The following is a 20,227-nucleotide window of genomic DNA, read 5'->3' as shown; positions in this document are numbered from 1 at the left end:
TTCTTGAATTAAAATTAATTTTTTAAAATAATTTGAATTTTACAAAGATTAATCTTAGCTTTAAACCAAAATTGAAGGGTTAATAGTATAAAAGTTAGTTGGTATCACACATGGAAGATTACAATAAAATTATTGAATCGCTTGGGGTGCGCTTTATCAAGTCTAAAAACCTGGTATTGCAGCAGCCTTTTAAGGTTCGTAATTACTATGATGTAGGCAATAATTTGATTTTGCTGCACAAAGGCAGCATTTTCTTTGGAGAAGAAGAGCACGAAGTTGAAGAAGGGGAGTTGCTTTTCGTACCCGGTGGCCGTAGCACAATCATAACGTATGGCCCTGCCGGAGAAGGCAGAACCATTACAAATGATGACTTAATCACAAACAGAGATAAGTTCTTTAAGAGTAACAACGATCTTGACCTGATAGGTGATGACGAGCAGAGCCACAGTTATGTGAGCTTTGAAGCAAAAGTTTTCGATTCAGTTAACTTCTTTGCATCACTTGATCTTCCGGCATTCCTGATCTCGAACAACAACAAGTTGGCTAACCTTGTAATTAAGGTAGTAGAGGAAAGCATGCAGGACCTGCCAGGCAAAGAGCGCCTGATCAATATCTATACGGAGAACATTGTAGTAGAAATTGTTCGCCACATACTTCGTAACAGAATGTTTGTGGAGCAGTTGGCTACAAACAGTACTTACTTTAAAGATCCACGCCTCATTGATCTGTTCAACTATATTAAAGAACACCTGGGTGGCGATCTGTCAAACAAGGTGCTTTCGAATGTAGCAAACGTATCAGAAGATTACGTAGGCCAGTATTTCAAAATGCTGACAGGTATAAACCCACAGGATTATATCGAATACCAGCGTATGGAGCGTGCCGTATTCCTGCTGCGTACTACTAAGAAGAGTATCCGTGAGATAGGTAAAGATGTAGGCTACAAAGATACAGCATACTTCTGCCGTCGCTTTAAGATGATGTTCGGTATACCAGCCGGCAAAATGCGTCGTCGCGAATCAGCGGTTAACTCCTAAGCTTACATTATACGAAGCTATAAGATCAGAAACCTCGGCCAGAAAGCCGGGGTTTTTTTCTATGTGGTTCCCTATTACCAGCACATCGGCGCCGGCATCAAGTATAGTTCTGGCCTTGCCTACTGTATTTATTCCGCCGCCCACAATAACAGGTACTTCAACAGATTTACGCACAGCTGCAACCATCTCGGGGCTAACGGGCTTGTCTGCTCCGCTACCGCCATCCAGATATATATACCGCAGCCCCAGCAACTCACCGGCCATGGCTGTACAGGCAGCAATTTCAGGTTTATTGTAAGGTAACGGGGTGGTGCCGCTCATGTAAGAGGCAGTGGTCTGGTTGCCGCAATCTACCAGCATGTAGCCGGTGGGGTAAACGGCCAGTTGGCTTGCTTTAAGTATGGGCGCTGCCAGTATATGCTGGCCAATCAGGAACTCGGGGTTACGCCCGGAAATAAGCGAAAGTAAAAGTATGCCGTCAGCTTGCTTATCGATGTGCAGGCTGTTGCTCGGGAAAAGTATGACCGGGGTGTCAGCGTTTGCTTTCAGAAGCCGGATAATGTGCTGTTGGTTATCGGTGGTGATGAGGCTGCCGCCAACAAAAAAGAAATCGATAGGATGTGCTTTGCTCAGGGTAAGCAGGTTCAGGCAGGACTCCTCTGTCAGGTTATCCGGGTCGAGGAGCAAGGCAAAATACTTCCTGCCTGAAACGTGTTGCTGTTTATAGAAATCTTTAAAGGGCATTCGGGTCCGGAACGATAAGCGTGGTTGTCTCTGGTTCTGTAACCACTACAGGCGCAGGAGAAGCCGCAATATCGTTATTTTCGGAGTTACTGTTGATCAATTCTTCCGCCTTTTTTGCAAGATACACCAACAGAATAGACACAGCTTGTTGTTTGATGAATTTGGCTGCATCAGATTTCAGAAAGCCTTTAGATTGCTTTGCACTTTTTTTCTTTTTTTTGATCGGATGTTGGCGTTCGGATGCTAAAGTATATTCGTCTTCCTGCTCGTGCACAAAAGAGTCGTAAGCGTTAACATCTGCAGTAACTGGCGCATCATAAGTTGTATGGGAAGTATTTTCCTTTACGGCCTTACCTTTTTTTTTGCCACCGAACATGCGGCGTATCAGGTAACCAGCTAACAGGATGCCACCGGCTACGGCTACTTTTTTGCCTACTTCCTGCCCCTGGGATTTTATCTGTTCCACATCTCCCATCAAGGCATTTTTATACTCTTCTTTCTGGCGCTCTAAAAACTCCCGCTGGTTATCGAATAAAGGGTTGCTTAACTCGCTCATATTGATTTTTCTCGTTTATCTGTTTTATAAAGTGTGTTATCGAAAGCCTTATCAGCTACATTGTTAAATACTTTTTTATCTAAACCAACCAGCAATACAACTAACAGGATAATGTAAACGAGGGCTATTATGCCAAAGCCCCAGAACGAACTATCGAGTAAATGGTTAAGAAGCAGGCCTAAGAAGATGCTCAGAAAAATAAGAGACATAAAGGCTGCAAACCCAAGTAAAACGGCGTGTAGCAAGCTTACAAAAGAGCTCTTCAGCTTTTCCTGAATTTCGAGCCTGATAATATCAATGCGGGTATCTATGTACCCCATTAAGTTTTCGATTAGATTGGTGCTTTTTTCTTTAGAGCCGTTGTCTTGTAATGCCATAGTTTTAGTAAGCTTTTTTGGTGCTTTACCAGTATACGAAGTATTGATAAAAAGATAGCAAAGTATAACCGGTTAAAGCTGTAGTACGGAGAATGCACTAAAACCGGCCGAATTTAGTTAAATTTATAACGAATCTTTTTCACCGTTTTCCTGCTTGAGCCAGACATATTACACTATTCTAAGTATAAGCCCTACTGCAACCGCGCAGGAGGTGAAGACAGCATACAAGCAGCTTGCCTTAAAATACCACCCCGACCGCAACCCTGGCAACGTGTGGGCCGAAGAACAGTTCAAGCAAATAAACGCAGCCTACCAGGTATTATCAAACCCTGGCAAACGCGCCCGTTACGATATGCAGCTGCAGTACGAACTGGCCCAGCGCCGTTTGGCAAGCCAGCCGACTTACTACAACCCGCGCTATCAGCAAACCCGCGAACCCGCGCCGGTATCTGAGCGCTATTACCGCAACATTCAGCGAGAAAATCAAAAATTTTCGGTGCGCGACTGGCTGATAACGCTTGCCTTTATTGCCGGCGTTATTTTATTTAGCTTGGCCTTTAAATATGTAATGGATCATATTGCCGGAGAAGATAACTATAAAACGGCACTTACTTACCTGAAGCATGGCAAGTATACCAGTGCCCATAGTATGTTTTCGGAAACTATACATTTTATACCTGACCATGCAGCTGCCTACCAGCAACGCGCAAGCATAGAACTGGATTTTTACGAAGATTATGATGCCGCTATAAGCGATCTGAACCAAGCCATTTCCTTAACAACTAAAGAGCCGATCGCCAAGTTATACTTTATGCGGGGTTACAGTTACAAACAGTTGGGTAAGTATGATGCAGCAGAGACTGATCTGAACAGGGCTATAGAATTAGACAGTCTCCAGAATGAGGCATATTTAAGGCGAGGGGAAGTCCGGCTGTTTTATAAGCAGCAATACAAAGCCGCCACCGCAGATTTTACAACTTTCCTGAAGCGGCCCCAGAGTACAAAAGCTACAGTAGAGGCTTTAACCTACCGTGGGTTCGGGCATTACAAGCAGCAAAATTATACTTCTGCGGAAAACGATTACCGCATGGGCCTGGCATTGGAGAAAGAAAACGGCCGGCTCTATTATTTACTGGGCCGGGCAGAAATGGCGCAACAAATGCCCGACTCAGCCTGCCAGCACCTTTACAAAGCCTATAACCTCGGGTATTCAGCGGCTATACTTCAGATTAGGGATAATTGCAGGTAGTTAATCTATGCTAAGCAGGTAGGCTTGCATCTTTTCGCTGTCCCAGGTTTGGGCGCCCAGGTAAATGCTTTCCAGCTCGCCGTTGGGTGCAAGCAGATAGGTAGCCGGGTACATAGTTAAATGCTGACTAGCCAGCGGTGTGTTCGCTTTTACAAAGTGGAGGTTAAAGGAGTTAGCCTGAATAAATTTCTCTACTTTATTAGTCGCTTCATCAGAAATAGCAAATATAACAACTTTATCAGGGTGCAGCTGCTGGAGCCTTTGTAACGAGGGCATTTCCTGCAGGCTGGCTTTGGACCAGGTAGCCCAGATATTCAGCAAAACGATTTTCCCTTTGTAATCACTTAAAACTATGGGTGTGCCGTTGAGGTCGGTTAGTTGTAGGGCTTGCCAGTTTACCTTTTGCGGTGCAATCTTGTTGAGCATACTTACCGAGAATACAGCAATTATACTTGCCACCAGAAAGCCGGCCAGGTACGATAGCCAAAAAGTTCTTTTTCTGTTTGCGCGTCTCAAAACTGAATTTTCTGAAAGAAATAAAAGTATAAAACAGTGAGTAGCAACACTGTTCCGATACCAGCCGACATGCCGGCAAAAACAGCACTCCATTCCAGCTTTTTCATAGGGGTCAGGCTGCTAAGGTTAGTTAAAGCGTTAGGTAAAGTATAAAATTTTGTTCCTATCTGCAACTTAAGTTACCTGAGCTTCCATTCAAAAACAACCTTTCAACCAGAATAAAGTAGTAGAGGAAGGCTGTAAAACAAAAAACCCTCGCCTGTGCAGGAGAGGGTTTTATTGTGGTGATGATTGGAATCGAACCAACGACACAAGGATTTTCAGTCCTTTGCTCTACCAACTGAGCTACATCACCAGCTCTTGTTGTGTCTCCCTTTTCCGTAAGGGTATGCAAAAGTAGCAAGTAACTTTTAAGTAGCAAACTTTCTGGCAAAAAAAGTTTTAAAAAATACGCACACGTACATTTATTGCCATTAATCTGCTATCTTTCCATTAAAATTAGTATGTATAACGAATAAATTGCTGAGATGGGATTAGAGAATATTATCTTCCTGCTGGTAGCTGCCCTTGGCATTGGGCTGTTTGTGTGGCAGATACGCAAAATCAGTAAAAATATAAACATGGGCCGCGATCTGGAGCTGGCAAATAACCCTTCGGAGCGTGTAAATAAGATGTTACTGGTGGCCTTCGGACAGCAGAAAATGTTTAAGCGCCCATTACCGGCCGTGCTGCATTTATTTGTTTATATCGGCTTTTTAGTCATCAATATCGAAGTACTGGAAATCCTGATCGATGGTATTTTCGGGACCCACCGCGTGCTGGGCTTTATGGGGCCTTTGTATAATGTCCTGATGTTTGTAAACGAAATACTGGCCGCACTGGTAATTGTGGCCTGCGCCATGTTCCTGTGGAGACGTAATGTAACAAAGGTGCCACGCCTGGCTGCTGGTGTAGAAATGCGTGCCTGGCCTAAGATGGATGCCAACATTATCCTGGTTATAGAGATCGTGTTGATGTTTGCGCTGTTTGCCTTCAATATCGCCGACCTGAAGCTGGCCGAGTTGCAAGGCCGCGAAGTAGCTGGTAGTTTCCCGGTAAGTAGTGCGTTTATGGATCTGTTCGGAAGCAACGAAGCTACTTTACATACCATAGAGCGCGTAGGCTGGTGGATTCACATCATTGGTATACTTGCTTTTATGAACTACCTGCCTAGTTCCAAGCACTTCCATATTATCATGGCGTTCCCGAACGTGTACTACTCTAAGCTGGAGCCGAAAGGAAAGTTTGCCACCAACCCGGCTATTACGCACGAGATAAAAGCGATGCTGGACCCGGCTTACGAAGTGCCCGCCCCTGAAATGGATGCTGAAGGAAACCCGGTTGTGCAGCGTTTTGGTGCAAAAGACGTGGAAGACCTGAGCTGGAAACAGTTGATGGATGCTTATACTTGTACCGAGTGCGGCCGTTGTACTTCAGTTTGTCCGGCCAACATTACAGGCAAGCTGCTTTCTCCGCGTAAGATAGTAATGGATACCCGCGACCGCATGGAGGAAAAAGGCGAACATCCTGCTATTTTCGACCCGGCCAAGTATGGCAAAGATGCCGGTACCGAGCGTGTAAAAGTAGCCGAAGAGGAACTTACGTTATTGCGTGGCTACATTACGCCGGAAGAGCTTTGGGCCTGTACCACCTGCAACGCCTGCGTAGAAGCCTGCCCGGTAAACATCGACCAGGTATCTACGATCATGGACCTGCGCCGATTCCTGGTACTGGAAGAATCAGCAGCACCGGCTTCGCTGAATGCCATGTTCACCAACATCGAGAACAATGGTGCGCCGTGGGCATTCTCGCCTTCAGATCGCTTTAACTGGGCCGAAGATCTGTATGTACCAAGTAAAAATTAGATAAAAGAATTTTTAGACTTAGGACAAAAGATAAAATACAGGGAAGGCTATTTTTGATTCCTTTGTCATTTGTCAAATAGTCCTTCGTCGTTTACAAATACCAAGATGGAAGAAAATAAAAGATTAGTGAAAGTGCCGACGATGGCAGATATGATGGCCAATGGAGAAGAACCTGAGATTCTGTTTTGGGTAGGCTGTGCCGGTTCTTTCGACGACCGTTATAAAAGAGTAACCCGCGCCTTTGTTCAGATTCTGGAGCATGTTGGCGTGAAGTATGCCGTTTTAGGTACAGAAGAAAGCTGTACCGGCGATCCGGCCAAACGTGCCGGCAACGAGTTCCTTTTCCAGATGCAGGCTATTACCAACATCGAAGTACTGAATGCTTACAATGTAAAGAAGATTGTTACCGCTTGCCCGCATTGCTTCAACACCATCAAAAACGAATACCCGAATCTGGGCGGTAACTACGAAGTAATTCACCATTCTACTTTTTTACAGCAGCTTATTAACGAAGGCCGCGTAAAAATTCAGGGGGGCGGCGAGTTCAAGGGCAAGCGCATCACGTTCCACGATTCCTGCTACTTAGGCCGCGCTAACGATATTTACGAAGCGCCGCGCGAGGTATTGGCTGCACTGGATGCCGACTTAGTTGAAATGAAGCGTAGCCGCGCCAATGGCCTTTGCTGCGGTGCCGGTGGTGCCCAAATGTTTAAAGAGCCAGAGCCAGGTACTAAAGATGTGAATATCGAAAGAACCGAAGAAGCCTTAGCTACGCTGGGCGCAGGAAACGGAATTATTGCAACTGCTTGCCCGTTTTGCATGGTGATGATGAACGATGGCGTGAAAAATAAAGACCAGGAAGAAAACGTTAAGATTTTCGATATCGCCGAGCTGATCGCGCAGGCCGAAGGACTTACAAAGTAATTGTTGTATGGCTGATCTGGAGGAATACACAAGTATACTTTACAGATCAGCTTACCCGTTCTCAAATAAAACCAGATTATGTATATCGCATTTGATGAATTGCCGCCCCATGCCCGCCTTTGGATTTACCAGGCAAACAGGCCTTTAACAGAAGGCGAGCAGGCAGAACTGGCACCTTTGTTAAAAGCTTTCGCCGCCGACTGGAGCAGCCACGGCCGCGATCTGCACGCATCAGCAGTATTGCTGCACGATCAGTTTCTGGTGCTGGCCAATAACGAGAGCGCGTCCTCGGCAAGTGGCTGTTCAATCGATAAATCAGTAAACTTTGTGCGTGAGCTGGAAAGCCGCTTTGGCGTTTCGTTTTTCGACCGTACTCAACTCGCTTTTCTGAAAAACGACAAAGTAGAACTGGTGCCGATGCAGGAACTGAAAAATAAAGTGGCAGGCGGCGAGATAAGCGAAAACACCTTATACTTTGATACGTTAGTGAATAATTACGGAGACCTGCAGGCAAACTGGCCACGCGAGGCCAAAAGCAGCTGGCTGTCCCGGTATTTCTAAAAGAGCTACAAACCTCAAACTATACTTGTACATGCACCTAACGCTACAAAAGCCAACCGCCTCTAAAATTAATATTGCAGGTATACTTTTGCTGCTGATGCTTGTACTTGGGGCATGTGGCTCAGGCAAGTTCTTGAGCAAAGGCGATAAACGGTTTGAGCAGGAACAGTATGAGCGGGCTATCGAATATTACAAGCAGGCGTTGCCAAAAGCAGCCAAACCCGCCGAGGTAAATTATAAGATTGCAGAAGCCTACCGCCGGTCTAACCGCATTGCGCAAGCCGAGCTATACTTTAAAGCAGCTTTGGATGGCGGTTTCCGGAGAGAGGATGCCTATTTTAACTATGGACTGGCGCTTAAAGCGAACGGCAAGTATGAAGAGGCATTAAACCAACTGCAAAAGTTTGAGCAGGTAGCCACAAACCCACAACTAAAAACGCAGGCTGCCAGTGAGGTACAAAACCTCAGCACCCTCAGCACCATACTTCGCAAAACAGCGCCTTTCAAAATACAGAACCTGGAAGCCCTGAACACCGAAGCATCCGAGTTTGCACCTTCTGTGCGCGAAAACGAACTGATTTTCTCCTCTACACGTGGGCCAGGCAAAGAGTACATGGGCAATGGCGAAGGCTTCCTGAATATTTTTGCGACTACTTTGATGGATGCTAACGCCGAAATGGGCGGCGCTGTACGCAAACTGGAAGGTATAAACACCGAAAACCTGCACGAGGCGCTGGCTACCTTTACCGATAATGGCAATACCATGGTGTTTGCCCGCGGCAACGAAGGCACACGCAAAGGCCGCCAGAACGTAGATCTGTACATTTCATATTTCCGCTCCGGTGCCTGGACCGAGCCAAAATTAATTCCCAACATCAACGACCCGCGCGCCTGGGATTCTTCTCCCGCTTTTTCGCCGGATGGCAAGACGTTATACTTTTCTTCTAACCGCAGAGGCGGTATGGGCGGCAATGATATTTACAAATCCACAGTAGATGATAACGGACGCTTATCTGCTCCGGAGCCGCTAGGTATGGAGATCAACACGCCTGGCAACGAAAGTTTTGTGACAGTTGGGCCGGATGGTACACTGTATGTTGCTTCGGATGGCTTGCCGGGTTTAGGTAACCTGGATTTGTTCAGAATAGAAGATGGGAAGCCTGTAAACATGGGGCCGCCCGTAAACTCGCCCGGCGATGATTTTGGTTTATACTTTAAAGACGAAACAACCGGCTTTTTTGCTTCTAACCGCGAAGGCGGTAAAGGAGGCGACGACCTCTATGGCTTTGTGAAATCGATGCGCAAGCAGGTTAATTTTTTTGTGGATGGTACCTTGTATCAGCAGCGCGAAGGAGAGAAGCAGCGCACCCTGGTACCCAACCACCGTGTAGAACTGCGCAGCCAAACCGGCGAAATTTTAAGTGATACTGCCACAGACGCAAGCGGTAAGTTTACATTTGCCCTCGATACAGCATCTGCTTACGCGCTTTTAGCAGAGAAAAGCGGCTTCTTTACGGCGCGCCAAAGTATAACTACGGTTGGCAAAACCCCAACGCAAGACCAGTTACCGCAACAGCAAAACGAAATACGACTGACGGCTACACTTGTTCTGAACCAGATCGTAAAAGAGAAGGCAATTGTGCTGGAGAATATATTCTACGATTTCGATAAGGCTGCTATTCGTCCGGATGCCGCTGTAGAACTGGATAAACTGGTAGAGATCTTAAAAGATAATCCACGCATTTCGATTGAACTGAGCTCACATACCGATGCCCGTGGAAAGGATATTTACAACCTCGACCTGTCGCAGCGCCGCGCCGAATCGGCTGTAAAGTATATTATTTCGAAAGGTATAGACAAGGCCCGCATTACGGCAAAAGGCTACGGCGAAACACGGCCTGTGGTGCGTAATGCCAAAACCGAAGCACAGCACCAGCGCAACCGCCGCACCGAGTTTAAAGTGGTCCGTATTCAGGAGTAATTATTTACTTGTGCATAAAAAAGCCTTCGATATTTATACTTTCGAAGGCTTTTTTTGTGAATTTAAACTTCGGAATCATACTAGCCTCATCTAAAAGTATATTTAAGGCTTATTCCAAAATCATTGGCCCGGCCACCCTGGAAAGCTCCGTAATTATGGGTGTTCACCCCAAGTATGTGAAACCGATAATCGGCAGAAATCGAAATTGGAGCCTTCGGGAAAGTATACTCTATGCCTACAACTCCTGTTAAGACTGGCCTTACTTCAAAATTCTGCCTTTCACCAAAAGCATCACGGTTAGTGCCTGCAACTCCTATTCCGGCACCGGCAAAAGGACGCAAACGGCTGACACTGATCAATTGTGGTTGCCAAATAAAAGATAACGTAGTATGGTAAGTATTTCTGTTGCCTGTCTGCCCTGCCTGTAGCTCAAGCGCAGCTTCTTTCCAGAAAAAGTGTTTTATGCTAAGATTGGACGTTAGTCCGGAAGGACCGCCAAAGGTTGTCCGGAAACCGATGGCTGTTTTGTAAGGGGCAGTGGCTCCGGGTTCGGAAGTGGGAGCATCCTGGGCGTAACTGTTTAGAATAAGGCATAGCAGTGCCGGCACCAAAATGGCGGATTTTTTCGTGATGATTTTCATAATGTTACAGATGGGTTTCTATACTTTAGGAGCCCTCTTCAGGTAGAAGGGTTGCATTGGCGTCGTGTAAAATATATTTTTAATTAAGGTTATTTCTGCACAAAACCCGTGGGCTTTGTTAAATTTGTAGGCAAATCACCCGGCTATGGAAAACAGATATTTGCGTCGTGGCGTTTCAGCCTCAAAAGAAGATGTGCACAACGCCATCAAAAACATTGACAAGGGCCTCTTCCCGAAAGCTTTCTGCAAAATAATTCCTGATATATTAACCGGCGATCCGGAATACTGTGCTATTATGCACGCCGATGGGGCAGGTACCAAATCATCGCTGGCCTACATGTACTGGAAAGAAACCGGCGACCTGAGCGTTTGGAAAGGCATAGCGCAGGATGCCGTGATCATGAATACGGATGATCTGCTGTGCGTAGGCGCAACTGATAATATCCTGCTTTCTTCTACCATTGGCCGTAACAAAAACCATATACCCGGCGAAGTGATTGCCGCCATCATCAACGGCACCGAAGAAGTGCTGCAGATGCTCCGCGATAACGGCATCGGTATTTACAGCACCGGCGGCGAAACTGCTGATGTAGGCGATCTGGTACGCACCATTATTGTAGACAGCACCGTTACAGCCCGCATGCGCCGCGACCAGGTCATATCAAACCACACCATACAGGCAGGCGATGTAATTGTTGGCTTCGAGTCTTCGGGGCAGGCAACGTACGAGACAGAGTATAACGGCGGCATGGGCAGCAACGGCCTTACTTCTGCGCGCCACGATGTGTTCCATAAGTATTTATCGGCTTCTTACCCCGAAAGCTACGACCCTGAACTGCCCGCTGATCTGGTATACACCGGAAATTACAAGCTAACAGACGTAAACGAGGAAACCGGCCTGGAAATAGGGAAATTGGTTTTATCACCGACACGCACCTACGCGCCTATTGTAAAGGCTATTTTAGAACAACACCGCCAGCACCTGCACGGCATGGTACATTGCAGCGGAGGCGCGCAAACCAAAGTACTGCACTTCACTGAGAACGTACACATCATCAAAGATAACCTGTTCCCGGTGCCGCCGTTGTTCCGTATTATTCAGGAGCAAAGCCACACCGACTGGAAGGAAATGTACAAGGTCTTCAATATGGGCCACCGCCTCGAAATGTATGTACCAGAGGCTTACGCGCAAAGTCTGATCGACATTTCGAAATCCTTTAATGTAAATGCCCAGATCATTGGCCGCGTGGAAGCCAGCAAAACAAACGAACTCACCATCCGCAGCAAGTATGGCGAGTTCTATTACCAGGGATAAACACAATTATACTTTATACTTCAGAGCCACAGGTTAAGCGCCTGTGGCTTTTTTGTTGTAATTGTGTTATCGCGTTGGCTATTATTTATAATAAAATGGTTATACTAGTTATGTTAAAAGTATAATGCTAAGCAAGATACTTAATCAACAAAAGAAAGTGAGCCATGAAAATCTTTTATCTGTTCGCGCTGGTGTTCTGCTTGTCATCAACTGTAATGGCGCAAAATGCAGATTCGGCTTTTAGTAGAAATGATAGGTTATATATTGGACTTGGGCTTACAACTGTAACCTATCATATTTACTATACTGATTCCAGGTTGCCAAAAGATGTGAAGTCTGGTTACTTTACTCCTGTGTTTTTAAATTTAGGTTATGAAGCAACGAGTAGAGTTCGATTATTTACAGGTATAGGCTATGGCAGCGGCAAAGACAAGCTGGAGTGGTCGCCTAATTATAAGGATACAGATACTATAAAATACAGCATTTCCACTAAAACGCATGTGGTAGCTGTTCCCCTGACCGTTCAGGTCATCGTGCTCAAAGCATTTAACCGTTTCCCGGTATATGTGACAGGCACCGCCCTTACTGCTTTAGGTACTACGAAAGCTGAGCTAAGTGAAACGCTGCATGGCGTAACTACTTCCCAACATGAAAAGGAGCATGGCATTAACCTGTTTGCAACAGCAGGTATAGGGTTTAACTATAAAGTAAGTAAGCAGCTTTATGGCTATGTAGAGTGGCTGGCTTTCAAACAGAACTTAACAGGAAAAAACTCATTCGACTATGACTGGGAACAGTACGCCTCCAGAGGGCGGCGATTTTATAAATCGCTTGGTGTTGGGATAAACTACAAACTTTAAAGATAGCAGCAGGAAACGCCTTTTATATCTAGCTCTAACTTCTGGCATAAAAATTGGTTTCTCGCAAGTATAAGCAAAAACCTATACTTCGATGAGAAAGCTTCTACTTCCGTTCCTGTTTGCGCTGCTGGTATTGCCGGTACTGGCGCAAGCTTCTGTACTTACTTTCACTGCTGAGCGCGGCGAGTTGTTTCAGGTAAAACTCGATGGCCGCACTATAAACCATGCCGCTTCCAACTTTGTACGCGTCGCTAACCTGAAGCCGGGCAGGCATTTCGTGGAGTTTAAGATCAGGAGCAGGCAAGGCGTTTATACCATAGGCCAGAAAGTAGAAGTGCGCCGTGGCACCGAAGCCAACTACATAGTGCGTACGGCAGGCCGGAGTGGCAAAGCGTTCCTAAGGTTGATGAGTGAAGCACCGTTAGCGCCGCCCGTAATTATACCAACGCCACGTTACCCGGATTACCCACGCGACAACTATAACGACGATATGTATGAGAATGAGAGATATAATAATGACCGATACGACCGCGACCAGCCACGCTACAACGATAACTGCCGCAACCTGCTAACTCCCCGCGAAATAGACCGTGTACTGCAAGCCATGGATGCCCGCGACTTCGAAAGCACCAAACTAAGTATAGCCCGCGAAGCCGTGCGCAACGGCAGCATCATGGCCGAAGACCTGAAGCGCCTTATAAAGGAATTCGACTATGAAAGTACCCAGGTAGAGTTCGCTAAGTTTGCCTACGATTACCTCTGCGACCGTGAGCATTTCTACTATATTTACGATGTGTTCCGGTACGATAGCAGTGTGCAGGAACTAGAACGTTACAGCGCAAACAGAAGGTAATATGCTAATTTTTTAATGTGCTAATACTACATGAAAGCGACTTAATCTGTTAAATTATTTAAAGTATATACCAAAACTGCCCCGGCCATACTTGGTCCGGGGCAGTTTTTGTTTATACTTGGCTGTTCTAATTATTTAATTGAAAAACGAATTACCACATTAAAACATTAACTAATCAGCACATTACCTTAGTCTGTCTACAGAGCGCACCAGGTTTTCGTCTTTACGGATGAAGCGGTTGGCCAGCGCATTTACAAAAAGGGCAAGCAGCGGCATGTAAAAACCAGCCTGGTATTCGCCGTTGTTGTTTACCGGCACCATCGCCGAGCCTACATATAAAGCGTAATAAACAGTAGTACCAGCCAAAGCAGCCAGCACAAGCGTGTTCAGTAAGCCTAATTTCATTTGGGTGAGGCGGTTCTTAAACTGGAATATCTCATACACGGCAATTACAGCGGTAAAAATAGCCAGCAGGCCAATCGCGATTGTGCCGCGTTGTGCCATAGAACCGGCACCGGTCACGTCCCCTTCAGCACTCAGAATAACGGTTTTTAGGTTCCACGCCGATAAAACAAGTGTTTCGCCGGTAGCAGGGTTTGCCTTAGACCAAAGCGGCAGGAACAACATCGCAACCATGGCGGCAGCTAACAGGAATAGAAATACGGATTGAATTCTTTGTATCATAAAGTGGTTGGTTTAACTTGCAAAGCAATGCAAAATTAGACAAAGACCTGTAAAACAAAAATAAATGAATACTGCCTATATAGTTGATATTGTTAGAACGCCGATTGCCAAGTTTGCCGGAGCGCTTAGTTCTGTTCGCCCCGATGACCTGGCGGCTCATGTACTGAAGGAGTTAATGGGCCGAAACCCAATGTTAGATCCGGGTTTGATAGAAGATGTAGTGCTGGGTGCGGCCAACCAGGCCGGCGAAGACAACCGTAATGTAGCGCGTATGGCCGTGTTACTGGCTGGCCTTCCCGAGGAAATAGGTGGCGTAACTGTTAACCGGCTTTGTGCATCAGGCCTTCAGGCTATCATGGATGCATCGCGTGCAATTACCTGCGGCGATGGCGATGTATACATTGCCGGTGGCGTAGAAAGTATGACCCGCGCCCCTTTTGTAATGGCCAAAGCAGAAACTGCCTTCAGCCGTACGCCCGAAATTTACGACACAACCATTGGCTGGCGCTTTACCAACGATACTTTATCCAAACTGTACTACCCGTTTACAATGGGCGAAACCGCCGAAAATGTAGCCGAGCGCGAAGGTGTTTCACGTGAAGCCCAGGACGAGTTTGCGCACCAGTCGCAGGTAAAGTATAAAGCAGCCGCCGAAGCCGGTAAGTTTAAAGACGAGATCGTACCGGTAAGTATACCACAGCGCAAAGCCGAACCAATTATTTTTGATACAGACGAGCATCCGCGTTTATCATCAGTAGAGAAATTAGCGCAACTCGCCCCGGCTTTCAAAAAAGGCGGCAGTGTAACGGCTGGTAACGCTTCCGGTATTAATGATGGCGCTGCAGCATCTTTAATGGTAAGCGAAGAAATTCTGAAACGCTATAACCTGACTCCGTTGGCACGAGTAGCTGCAGTGGGCGTGGCTGGTGTAGATCCGGCACACATGGGCATGGGCCCTGTACCGGCAACCCTCAAAGCTTTGAAGCGTGCCGGCCTAAGTATAAATGACATCGGCCTGGCTGAAATAAACGAAGCGTTTGCTGCGCAGGCATTGCCGTGTATGCACCAGTTGGGCATTAACCCGGATATCGTAAACGTAAACGGTGGTTCCATTGCTATTGGTCATCCGCTTGGTGCCAGTGGTGCGCGTATCACGGCTACACTGCTCCACGAAATGAAACGCCGCAACGATGTAAAGTATGGCCTGGCCACCATGTGCGTGGGTGTAGGGCAGGGCGTTGCGATCATCTACGAGAAAATGTAAGTACCTCCCCCTGCCCCCTCCTAAAAACAGGAGGGGGTAAAGAATGTATGATTTATTTGAAAGTATGAAGTAAAGCCCTAGCTTTTTGAAACCTGCTGGGGCTATTTCTTTATGTATTATTTTGAATAACACCCCCTCTTGTTTTTAGGAGGGGGCAGGGGGTGGTAAATTTTTTTATCTTTGCCGGATGCGGTATTTTTTAGAAATAGCCTACGACGGTACCCGGTTTCATGGGTGGCAGGTGCAACCCAACGCGCTAAGTGTGCAGGAGGTGCTGGAAGATTGCCTGAGCAAAGTGCTACGCCAACCGATTGCCACAACCGGTAGCGGACGCACCGATACCGGCGTACATGCCAGCCAGCAGTTTGTGCATTTCGATGTAGCGCAGCAGCTGGATACCGCGCAGGCTGTTTATAAATTTAACCGCCTGCTGCCCGCCGATATTGCGGCCAACAATTTATACCTGGTTTCGGAGGAGGCGCATGCCCGCTTTGATGCCTTTGCCCGCACCTACCATTACCATATCAGCCTTCGGAAAAACCCTTTTAACCGCCATTACGCTGCCTACATAAGCAAACCGCTGGATGTAGAATTGATGAACGAAGCGGCCGCTATACTACTGAAGTACGAAGATTTTACTACCTTCAGCAAAGTAAAAGGCGATACCAAACATTACCGCTGCACCATTCACGAAGCCAGCTGGCAGCAAAACGGCCAAGAATTGATTTTTACGATCCGGGCAAACCGCTTTCTGCGCGGGATGGTGCGCCTGATAGTAGGAACGCTGCTGGATGTAGGCCGGGGCAAGCTAAGTATAATCCAGTTCGAAAGTATAATTGCCAGCCAGGACAGGAGCAAAGCCAGCGGCGCAGCACCATCCGAAGGTTTATACTTAGCCAAGGTAGAATATCCGGAGCACCTGTTCCTTAACACCTAATACAACTAACTAATACACTACACTATGCAACTGGAAGAAGACCATCTGGGGCCGCACCTTAACGGGAAACACCTGCGGCCGGAAAGTTTAATGATGAGTTATGGCTATAATCCCGAGTGGTCGGAGATGGCTGTAAAAGCACCTATTTACCAAACATCTACCTTTGTTTTTAAGAACGCCGAAGAAGGGAAAGCTTTTTTTGAACTGGCTTACGGCCTGCGTCAGAAAGAAGAAAAAGAAGAACTTGGCCTGATCTACAGCCGCCTGAACAACCCGGACCTCGAAATTCTGGAAAACCGCTTACGTATCTGGGATGGCGCCGACGAAGCAGCCGTTTTTGCAAGCGGTATGGCCGCAACCAGCACCTCGTTATTAGCGCTGCTAAAGCCCGGCGATGTGATCCTGCACAGCGAGCCTATTTACGGTGGTTCTGATTACTACATTAAAAACATACTTCCGAAATTCGGGATACGCAGCATGGGCTTCCGGGCAAACGCTACCGCCGAAGAAGTAGAAGAACTGGTGAACAAAGAAGGCATCGGCGAGAAACTGGCTATGATCTTCATCGAAACGCCAGCCAACCCAACCAACCACCTCGTAGATATCGAAGCTTGTGCCACCCTTGCTAAAAAGCATTCTACAGAGGCTAAAAAAGTAGTTGTTGCCGTTGATAACACCTTCCTGGGTCCGGTATTCTCGCATCCGTTAAAGCATGGTGCTGATTTGGTGATTTATTCTGCTACCAAGTATATCGGTGGCCACTCTGATTTGATTGCTGGTGCGTGTGCCGGTTCTGCCGAGATCATCAAAGCAGTAAAAGGCATGCGTACGTTTATGGGTTCGATGGCGAGCCCGTGGACTGGCTGGATGCTGATGCGAAGCCTCGAAACACTCAAAATCAGAATGGAGTGTCAGGCCCGTGGAGCCGAAACGGTAGCTGCTTACCTCAAAAATCACTCGAAAGTAGAAAAACTGTACTACCTCGGCGACCTTTCTGATAATCCGCAGCAGGAAGCGATCTATAAAAAACAATGCAGCGCAGCAGGATCGATGATTGCCTTTGATATAAAAGGCGGCGAGAAAGAAGCGTTCCTGTTCCTGAACAACCTGAAACTGATAAAACTGGCTGTTAGCTTGGGCGGTACCGAATCGCTGGCAGAGCATCCGGCTTCGATGACGCACTCCGATATCAACCCAACCGACCGTGCCGTAATGGGCATTGGCGAAGGTATGGTGCGTATTTCGGTAGGTGTAGAGCATCCCGATGATATCATCTCGGATATAGAGCAGGCGTTTGCGCACGTATAATTCCGAAGTATAAAGTTAGATGAAGTATAGGCACTTTACACAAGAGTTTATACTTCATTTATACTTTCAGATCATGCTGTAAAACCTGAAAATCTTAATCCGAAACTATTAACTTTACAGATAGTTAAGTATAAAACCGCGTACAGGTAAAATTGCGTTTATACTTTTTACGATTACGAAGCAGCAGCAACCCCTTGGAAGACAAACCAAAATCAACAGGTAAAGTATTTGACTCAGATGTACTTAAACGGCTTTTCACGTTTGTGAAACCGTATGTGCGCATCTTTTACTTTATCGTATTCCTTACTTTTGCCTCGGCCATACTGGCTGCGGTGCGCCCTTTCCTGATACAGTATACCGTTGATAACGAGATCCTGAAAAACGACTGGGACGGGCTGAATAAAATGTTCGTTATACTGGGCGTGTTGCTGATCGTGCATGCCGTGGTGCAATACCTGCATACGTATTTTGCGGGTTGGCTCGGCCAGAACGTCGTGCGTGATATCCGCATTCAGCTCTACCGCCATATCCTGAATTTGCGCCTTAAGTTCTTCGACCGCACGCCTATCGGCACGCTCGTAACCCGTAACGTATCGGATGTGGAAACGCTATCGGATGTGTTCAGCGAAGGACTGGCTGCCATGATCGGCGATATTCTGCAACTGGTGTTTATTGTGGGCTTCATGTTCTACATCGACTGGGAGCTTACCCTGATCAGTTTGTCCACGTTCCCGATCATGCTGGTGAGTACCTATATTTTCAAGGAAAAGATAAAAGCCACCTTCCAGGAAGTACGAACAGCTGTCTCAAGATTAAACTCGTTTGTGCAGGAGCATATCACCGGCATGAGCATCGTGCAGATCTTCAACAACGAAGAACGCGAACTGGAAAAATTCAAGGAGATCAACAAAGAACATACTAGGGCTAATGTAAAATCGGTGCTTTACTATTCGGTATACTTTCCGGTAGCGGAGATTATTGGTGCAGCAGGTTTAGGTTTGCTGGTGTGGTATGGCGCACACGGTGTAATTGATGATGATACTTCACTGGGCACACTGATGGCGTTTATACTTTACATCCAGATGTTTTTCCGGCCGATACGCATGATCGCGGATCGTTTTAATACCCTGCAACTGGGCGTGGTAAGTACCGAAAGATTAATGCGCCTGCTCGATAGCAAAGACATGATCCCGGATAACGGCACGCATGCGCCGGAAAAAATTAAAGGCGATGTGAGCTTCAGGAATGTTTGGTTTGCTTACAACGACGAAGAATGGGTGCTGCGCGATGTATCGTTCGAGGTAAAAGCCGGCGAAACCATAGCCTTTGTAGGAGCCACCGGCGCCGGAAAAACATCTGTTATTAACCTGCTCAACCGCTTCTACGAAATCAACAAAGGACAAATTCTGATCGACGGCCACGACCTGAAAGAGTATGACCTGAGTGTGCTGCGCCACCACATTGGCGTGGTTTTGCAGGATGTTTTCCTGTTTTCCGGAAGTATAGCCGACAACATCAGTTTAGGAAATAAAGCCATTACCGAAGAGCAAATGTGGCACGCCGCCGACCTGGTAGGCGCCCGTAAGTTTATAGAGCGTTTGCCGGGTGGCCTGCATTACCAGGTAATGGAGCGGGGCGCAACACTTTCAGTAGGGCAACGCCAGCTTATATCTTTTGTGCGCGCCATGGTTTATAGTCCCGAAATTATTATTCTGGATGAGGCCACTTCCAGTGTAGATTCCGAAACGGAAGAACTGATACAATACGCGATTGACCAGTTGATGCACGGCCGTACGTCTATTGTGATTGCGCACCGCTTGTCTACTATCCAGAAAGCTGATAAAATAATTGTAATGGACCGCGGCGAAATAAAAGAAGTGGGCAACCACGAAGAACTGCTTCGCCACAACGGGTATTATGCCCAACTGTACCAGATGCAGTATAAAAATATGATCGATTTATGAGAAAGTTCTTGTATGTGCTGGCTGCGCTGGCGACTATTTTCCTGGTAACATATACGTTTATCGGTGGCTTTTCTGCTTCTGATGTGCAGGTTACTACTTCAAAAACAATGTATGTGGCCGGTGTGCCATTTGAAGGCGCCATGCAGGATAAACAACTGGGCGAAGCTTTTCAGAAGGCTGGTGAACTGGTGAAAAGCAAAAAACTGGAAGGCACGCTGGGCAATATTTATTACAATAACCCCGAAACCAGCGGCGATAGCCTGCGGGCATTTATAGGCGTGATAGTGCCGGATTCAAGTATAACGCTTCCGGAAGGTTATGAATTGCGCACTGTGCCTGGAGGGAGACAGGTAGTACGCGCCGAAACCGAAGCCAACATTACCATACTTCCCAAAAAACTCTATACCGCTGTTTTTGATTACGCCAAGGAGAATAAGCTGAAGCTGGATGACTTTTATGTAGAGTGGTTTCCTGCTGATAACCGTGGCATTGTAGAAGTACCTGTTAAGAAGTAATCACCCTTGCAAGTATAGAATTAACAGCTATATTTGG

Annotated in this window: 20 protein-coding genes and 1 tRNA gene; 14 read left to right on the top strand and 7 right to left on the bottom strand. The window is 46.7% G+C overall.

Annotation, left to right across the window (positions count from 1 at the left end):
* Window positions 1-110: 110 nt before the first annotated feature.
* On the top strand, window positions 111-1,037 hold the full coding sequence (locus tag DP923_RS03930) for an AraC family transcriptional regulator (RefSeq protein WP_112304481.1): 927 nt from the start codon (window positions 111-113) through the stop codon (window positions 1,035-1,037).
* Here the strand turns inward: DP923_RS03930 and DP923_RS03925 are convergent.
* From DP923_RS03925 to DP923_RS03915, 3 genes are read right to left on the bottom strand one after another with little or no spacing between them, the layout of a single operon-like run.
* On the bottom strand, window positions 1,020-1,781 hold the full coding sequence (locus DP923_RS03925; protein WP_112304480.1) for a geranylgeranylglyceryl/heptaprenylglyceryl phosphate synthase: 762 nt from the start codon (window positions 1,779-1,781) through the stop codon (window positions 1,020-1,022). The genes DP923_RS03930 and DP923_RS03925 overlap by 18 nt on opposite strands.
* Window positions 1,771-2,337 (bottom strand): hypothetical protein, encoded by a 567-nt coding sequence (locus DP923_RS03920; RefSeq protein ID WP_112304479.1) that lies wholly within the window; start codon window positions 2,335-2,337, stop codon window positions 1,771-1,773. The genes DP923_RS03925 and DP923_RS03920 overlap by 11 nt, the downstream gene beginning before the upstream one ends.
* Window positions 2,334-2,714, bottom strand: coding sequence for a phage holin family protein (locus tag DP923_RS03915; RefSeq protein WP_112304478.1), 381 nt, complete (start codon window positions 2,712-2,714; stop codon window positions 2,334-2,336). Before DP923_RS03915 ends, DP923_RS03920 begins: the two co-directional genes overlap by 4 nt.
* Before the next feature lie 154 nt (window positions 2,715-2,868).
* On the opposite strand from DP923_RS03915, the gene DP923_RS03910 reads away from it, so the two are divergent.
* The gene (locus tag DP923_RS03910; protein WP_112304477.1) at window positions 2,869-3,963 is read left to right on the top strand and encodes a tetratricopeptide repeat protein; all 1,095 of its coding nucleotides are present in this window, start codon (window positions 2,869-2,871) and stop codon (window positions 3,961-3,963) included.
* Here DP923_RS03910 and DP923_RS03905 read toward each other — a convergent pair whose 3' ends face one another.
* Both DP923_RS03905 and DP923_RS03900 read right to left on the bottom strand, forming a co-directional pair.
* On the bottom strand, window positions 3,964-4,479 hold the full coding sequence (locus DP923_RS03905) for a TlpA family protein disulfide reductase (protein ID WP_165838140.1): 516 nt from the start codon (window positions 4,477-4,479) through the stop codon (window positions 3,964-3,966).
* Between the two features lie 282 nt (window positions 4,480-4,761).
* Window positions 4,762-4,834: transfer RNA gene (locus DP923_RS03900), tRNA-Phe, on the bottom strand.
* 172 nt (window positions 4,835-5,006) lie between these two features.
* On the opposite strand from DP923_RS03900, the gene DP923_RS03895 reads away from it, so the two are divergent.
* The 4 genes from DP923_RS03895 (at window position 5,007) to DP923_RS03880 (ending at window position 9,849) form a co-directional block, all read left to right on the top strand.
* A complete protein-coding gene (locus tag DP923_RS03895) occupies window positions 5,007-6,383 on the top strand; it encodes a 4Fe-4S dicluster domain-containing protein (RefSeq protein ID WP_112304475.1) in 1,377 nt (458 codons plus the stop codon).
* Window positions 6,384-6,488: 105 nt separating this feature from the next.
* On the top strand, window positions 6,489-7,307 hold the full coding sequence (locus DP923_RS03890) for a (Fe-S)-binding protein (protein WP_239020929.1): 819 nt from the start codon (window positions 6,489-6,491) through the stop codon (window positions 7,305-7,307).
* A 78-nt stretch (window positions 7,308-7,385) separates the two neighbouring features.
* Window positions 7,386-7,868 carry a hypothetical protein gene (locus DP923_RS03885; protein ID WP_112304474.1) on the top strand — a complete coding sequence of 161 codons (483 nt, stop codon included), beginning with the start codon at window positions 7,386-7,388 and terminating at the stop codon, window positions 7,866-7,868.
* Window positions 7,869-7,899: 31 nt separating this feature from the next.
* Window positions 7,900-9,849, top strand: coding sequence for an OmpA family protein (locus DP923_RS03880; protein WP_112304473.1), 1,950 nt, complete (start codon window positions 7,900-7,902; stop codon window positions 9,847-9,849).
* Between the two features lie 86 nt (window positions 9,850-9,935).
* Here the strand turns inward: DP923_RS03880 and DP923_RS03875 are convergent, their stop codons facing one another.
* Entirely contained in the window at window positions 9,936-10,490 is a 555-nt protein-coding gene (locus DP923_RS03875; RefSeq protein ID WP_112304472.1) for a porin family protein, read from the bottom strand.
* A 145-nt stretch (window positions 10,491-10,635) separates the two neighbouring features.
* On the opposite strand from DP923_RS03875, the gene DP923_RS03870 reads away from it, so the two are divergent.
* From DP923_RS03870 to DP923_RS03860, 3 genes are all read left to right on the top strand, one after another.
* Complete coding sequence (locus DP923_RS03870) at window positions 10,636-11,805, top strand: AIR synthase related protein (RefSeq protein ID WP_112304471.1); 1,170 nt, start codon at window positions 10,636-10,638, stop codon at window positions 11,803-11,805.
* Window positions 11,806-11,969: 164 nt separating this feature from the next.
* A complete protein-coding gene (locus tag DP923_RS03865) occupies window positions 11,970-12,665 on the top strand; it encodes a hypothetical protein (protein ID WP_125047634.1) in 696 nt (231 codons plus the stop codon).
* Window positions 12,666-12,756: 91 nt separating this feature from the next.
* The gene (locus tag DP923_RS03860) at window positions 12,757-13,518 is read left to right on the top strand and encodes a DUF4476 domain-containing protein (protein WP_112304469.1); all 762 of its coding nucleotides are present in this window, start codon (window positions 12,757-12,759) and stop codon (window positions 13,516-13,518) included.
* 183 nt (window positions 13,519-13,701) lie between these two features.
* On the opposite strand, the gene DP923_RS03855 is transcribed toward DP923_RS03860, so the two are convergent.
* Complete coding sequence (locus DP923_RS03855; protein WP_112304468.1) at window positions 13,702-14,202, bottom strand: DUF4293 domain-containing protein; 501 nt, start codon at window positions 14,200-14,202, stop codon at window positions 13,702-13,704.
* 64 nt (window positions 14,203-14,266) lie between these two features.
* Between DP923_RS03855 and DP923_RS03850 the strand changes: the two genes are divergently transcribed.
* From DP923_RS03850 to DP923_RS03830, 5 genes are all read left to right on the top strand, one after another.
* Window positions 14,267-15,466 carry a thiolase family protein gene (locus DP923_RS03850; protein WP_112304467.1) on the top strand — a complete coding sequence of 400 codons (1,200 nt, stop codon included), beginning with the start codon at window positions 14,267-14,269 and terminating at the stop codon, window positions 15,464-15,466.
* A 187-nt stretch (window positions 15,467-15,653) separates the two neighbouring features.
* On the top strand, window positions 15,654-16,403 hold the full coding sequence (truA, locus tag DP923_RS03845; protein WP_112304466.1) for a tRNA pseudouridine(38-40) synthase TruA: 750 nt from the start codon (window positions 15,654-15,656) through the stop codon (window positions 16,401-16,403).
* Window positions 16,404-16,427: 24 nt separating this feature from the next.
* The gene (locus DP923_RS03840) at window positions 16,428-17,711 is read left to right on the top strand and encodes a cystathionine gamma-synthase family protein (RefSeq protein ID WP_112304465.1); all 1,284 of its coding nucleotides are present in this window, start codon (window positions 16,428-16,430) and stop codon (window positions 17,709-17,711) included.
* Window positions 17,712-17,905: 194 nt separating this feature from the next.
* Window positions 17,906-19,675 carry an ABC transporter ATP-binding protein gene (locus DP923_RS03835; RefSeq protein WP_112304464.1) on the top strand — a complete coding sequence of 590 codons (1,770 nt, stop codon included), beginning with the start codon at window positions 17,906-17,908 and terminating at the stop codon, window positions 19,673-19,675.
* Entirely contained in the window at window positions 19,672-20,190 is a 519-nt protein-coding gene (locus tag DP923_RS03830) for a GyrI-like domain-containing protein (protein WP_112304463.1), read from the top strand. Before DP923_RS03835 ends, DP923_RS03830 begins: the two co-directional genes overlap by 4 nt.
* Window positions 20,191-20,227: the final 37 nt, after the last annotated feature.

Source organism: Pontibacter arcticus (assembly GCF_003284895.1).
Taxonomy (GTDB): domain Bacteria; phylum Bacteroidota; class Bacteroidia; order Cytophagales; family Hymenobacteraceae; genus Pontibacter; species Pontibacter arcticus.
Note: the sequence above shows the minus strand (reverse complement) of the source record. Positions and strands in the feature narration are given on the sequence as shown.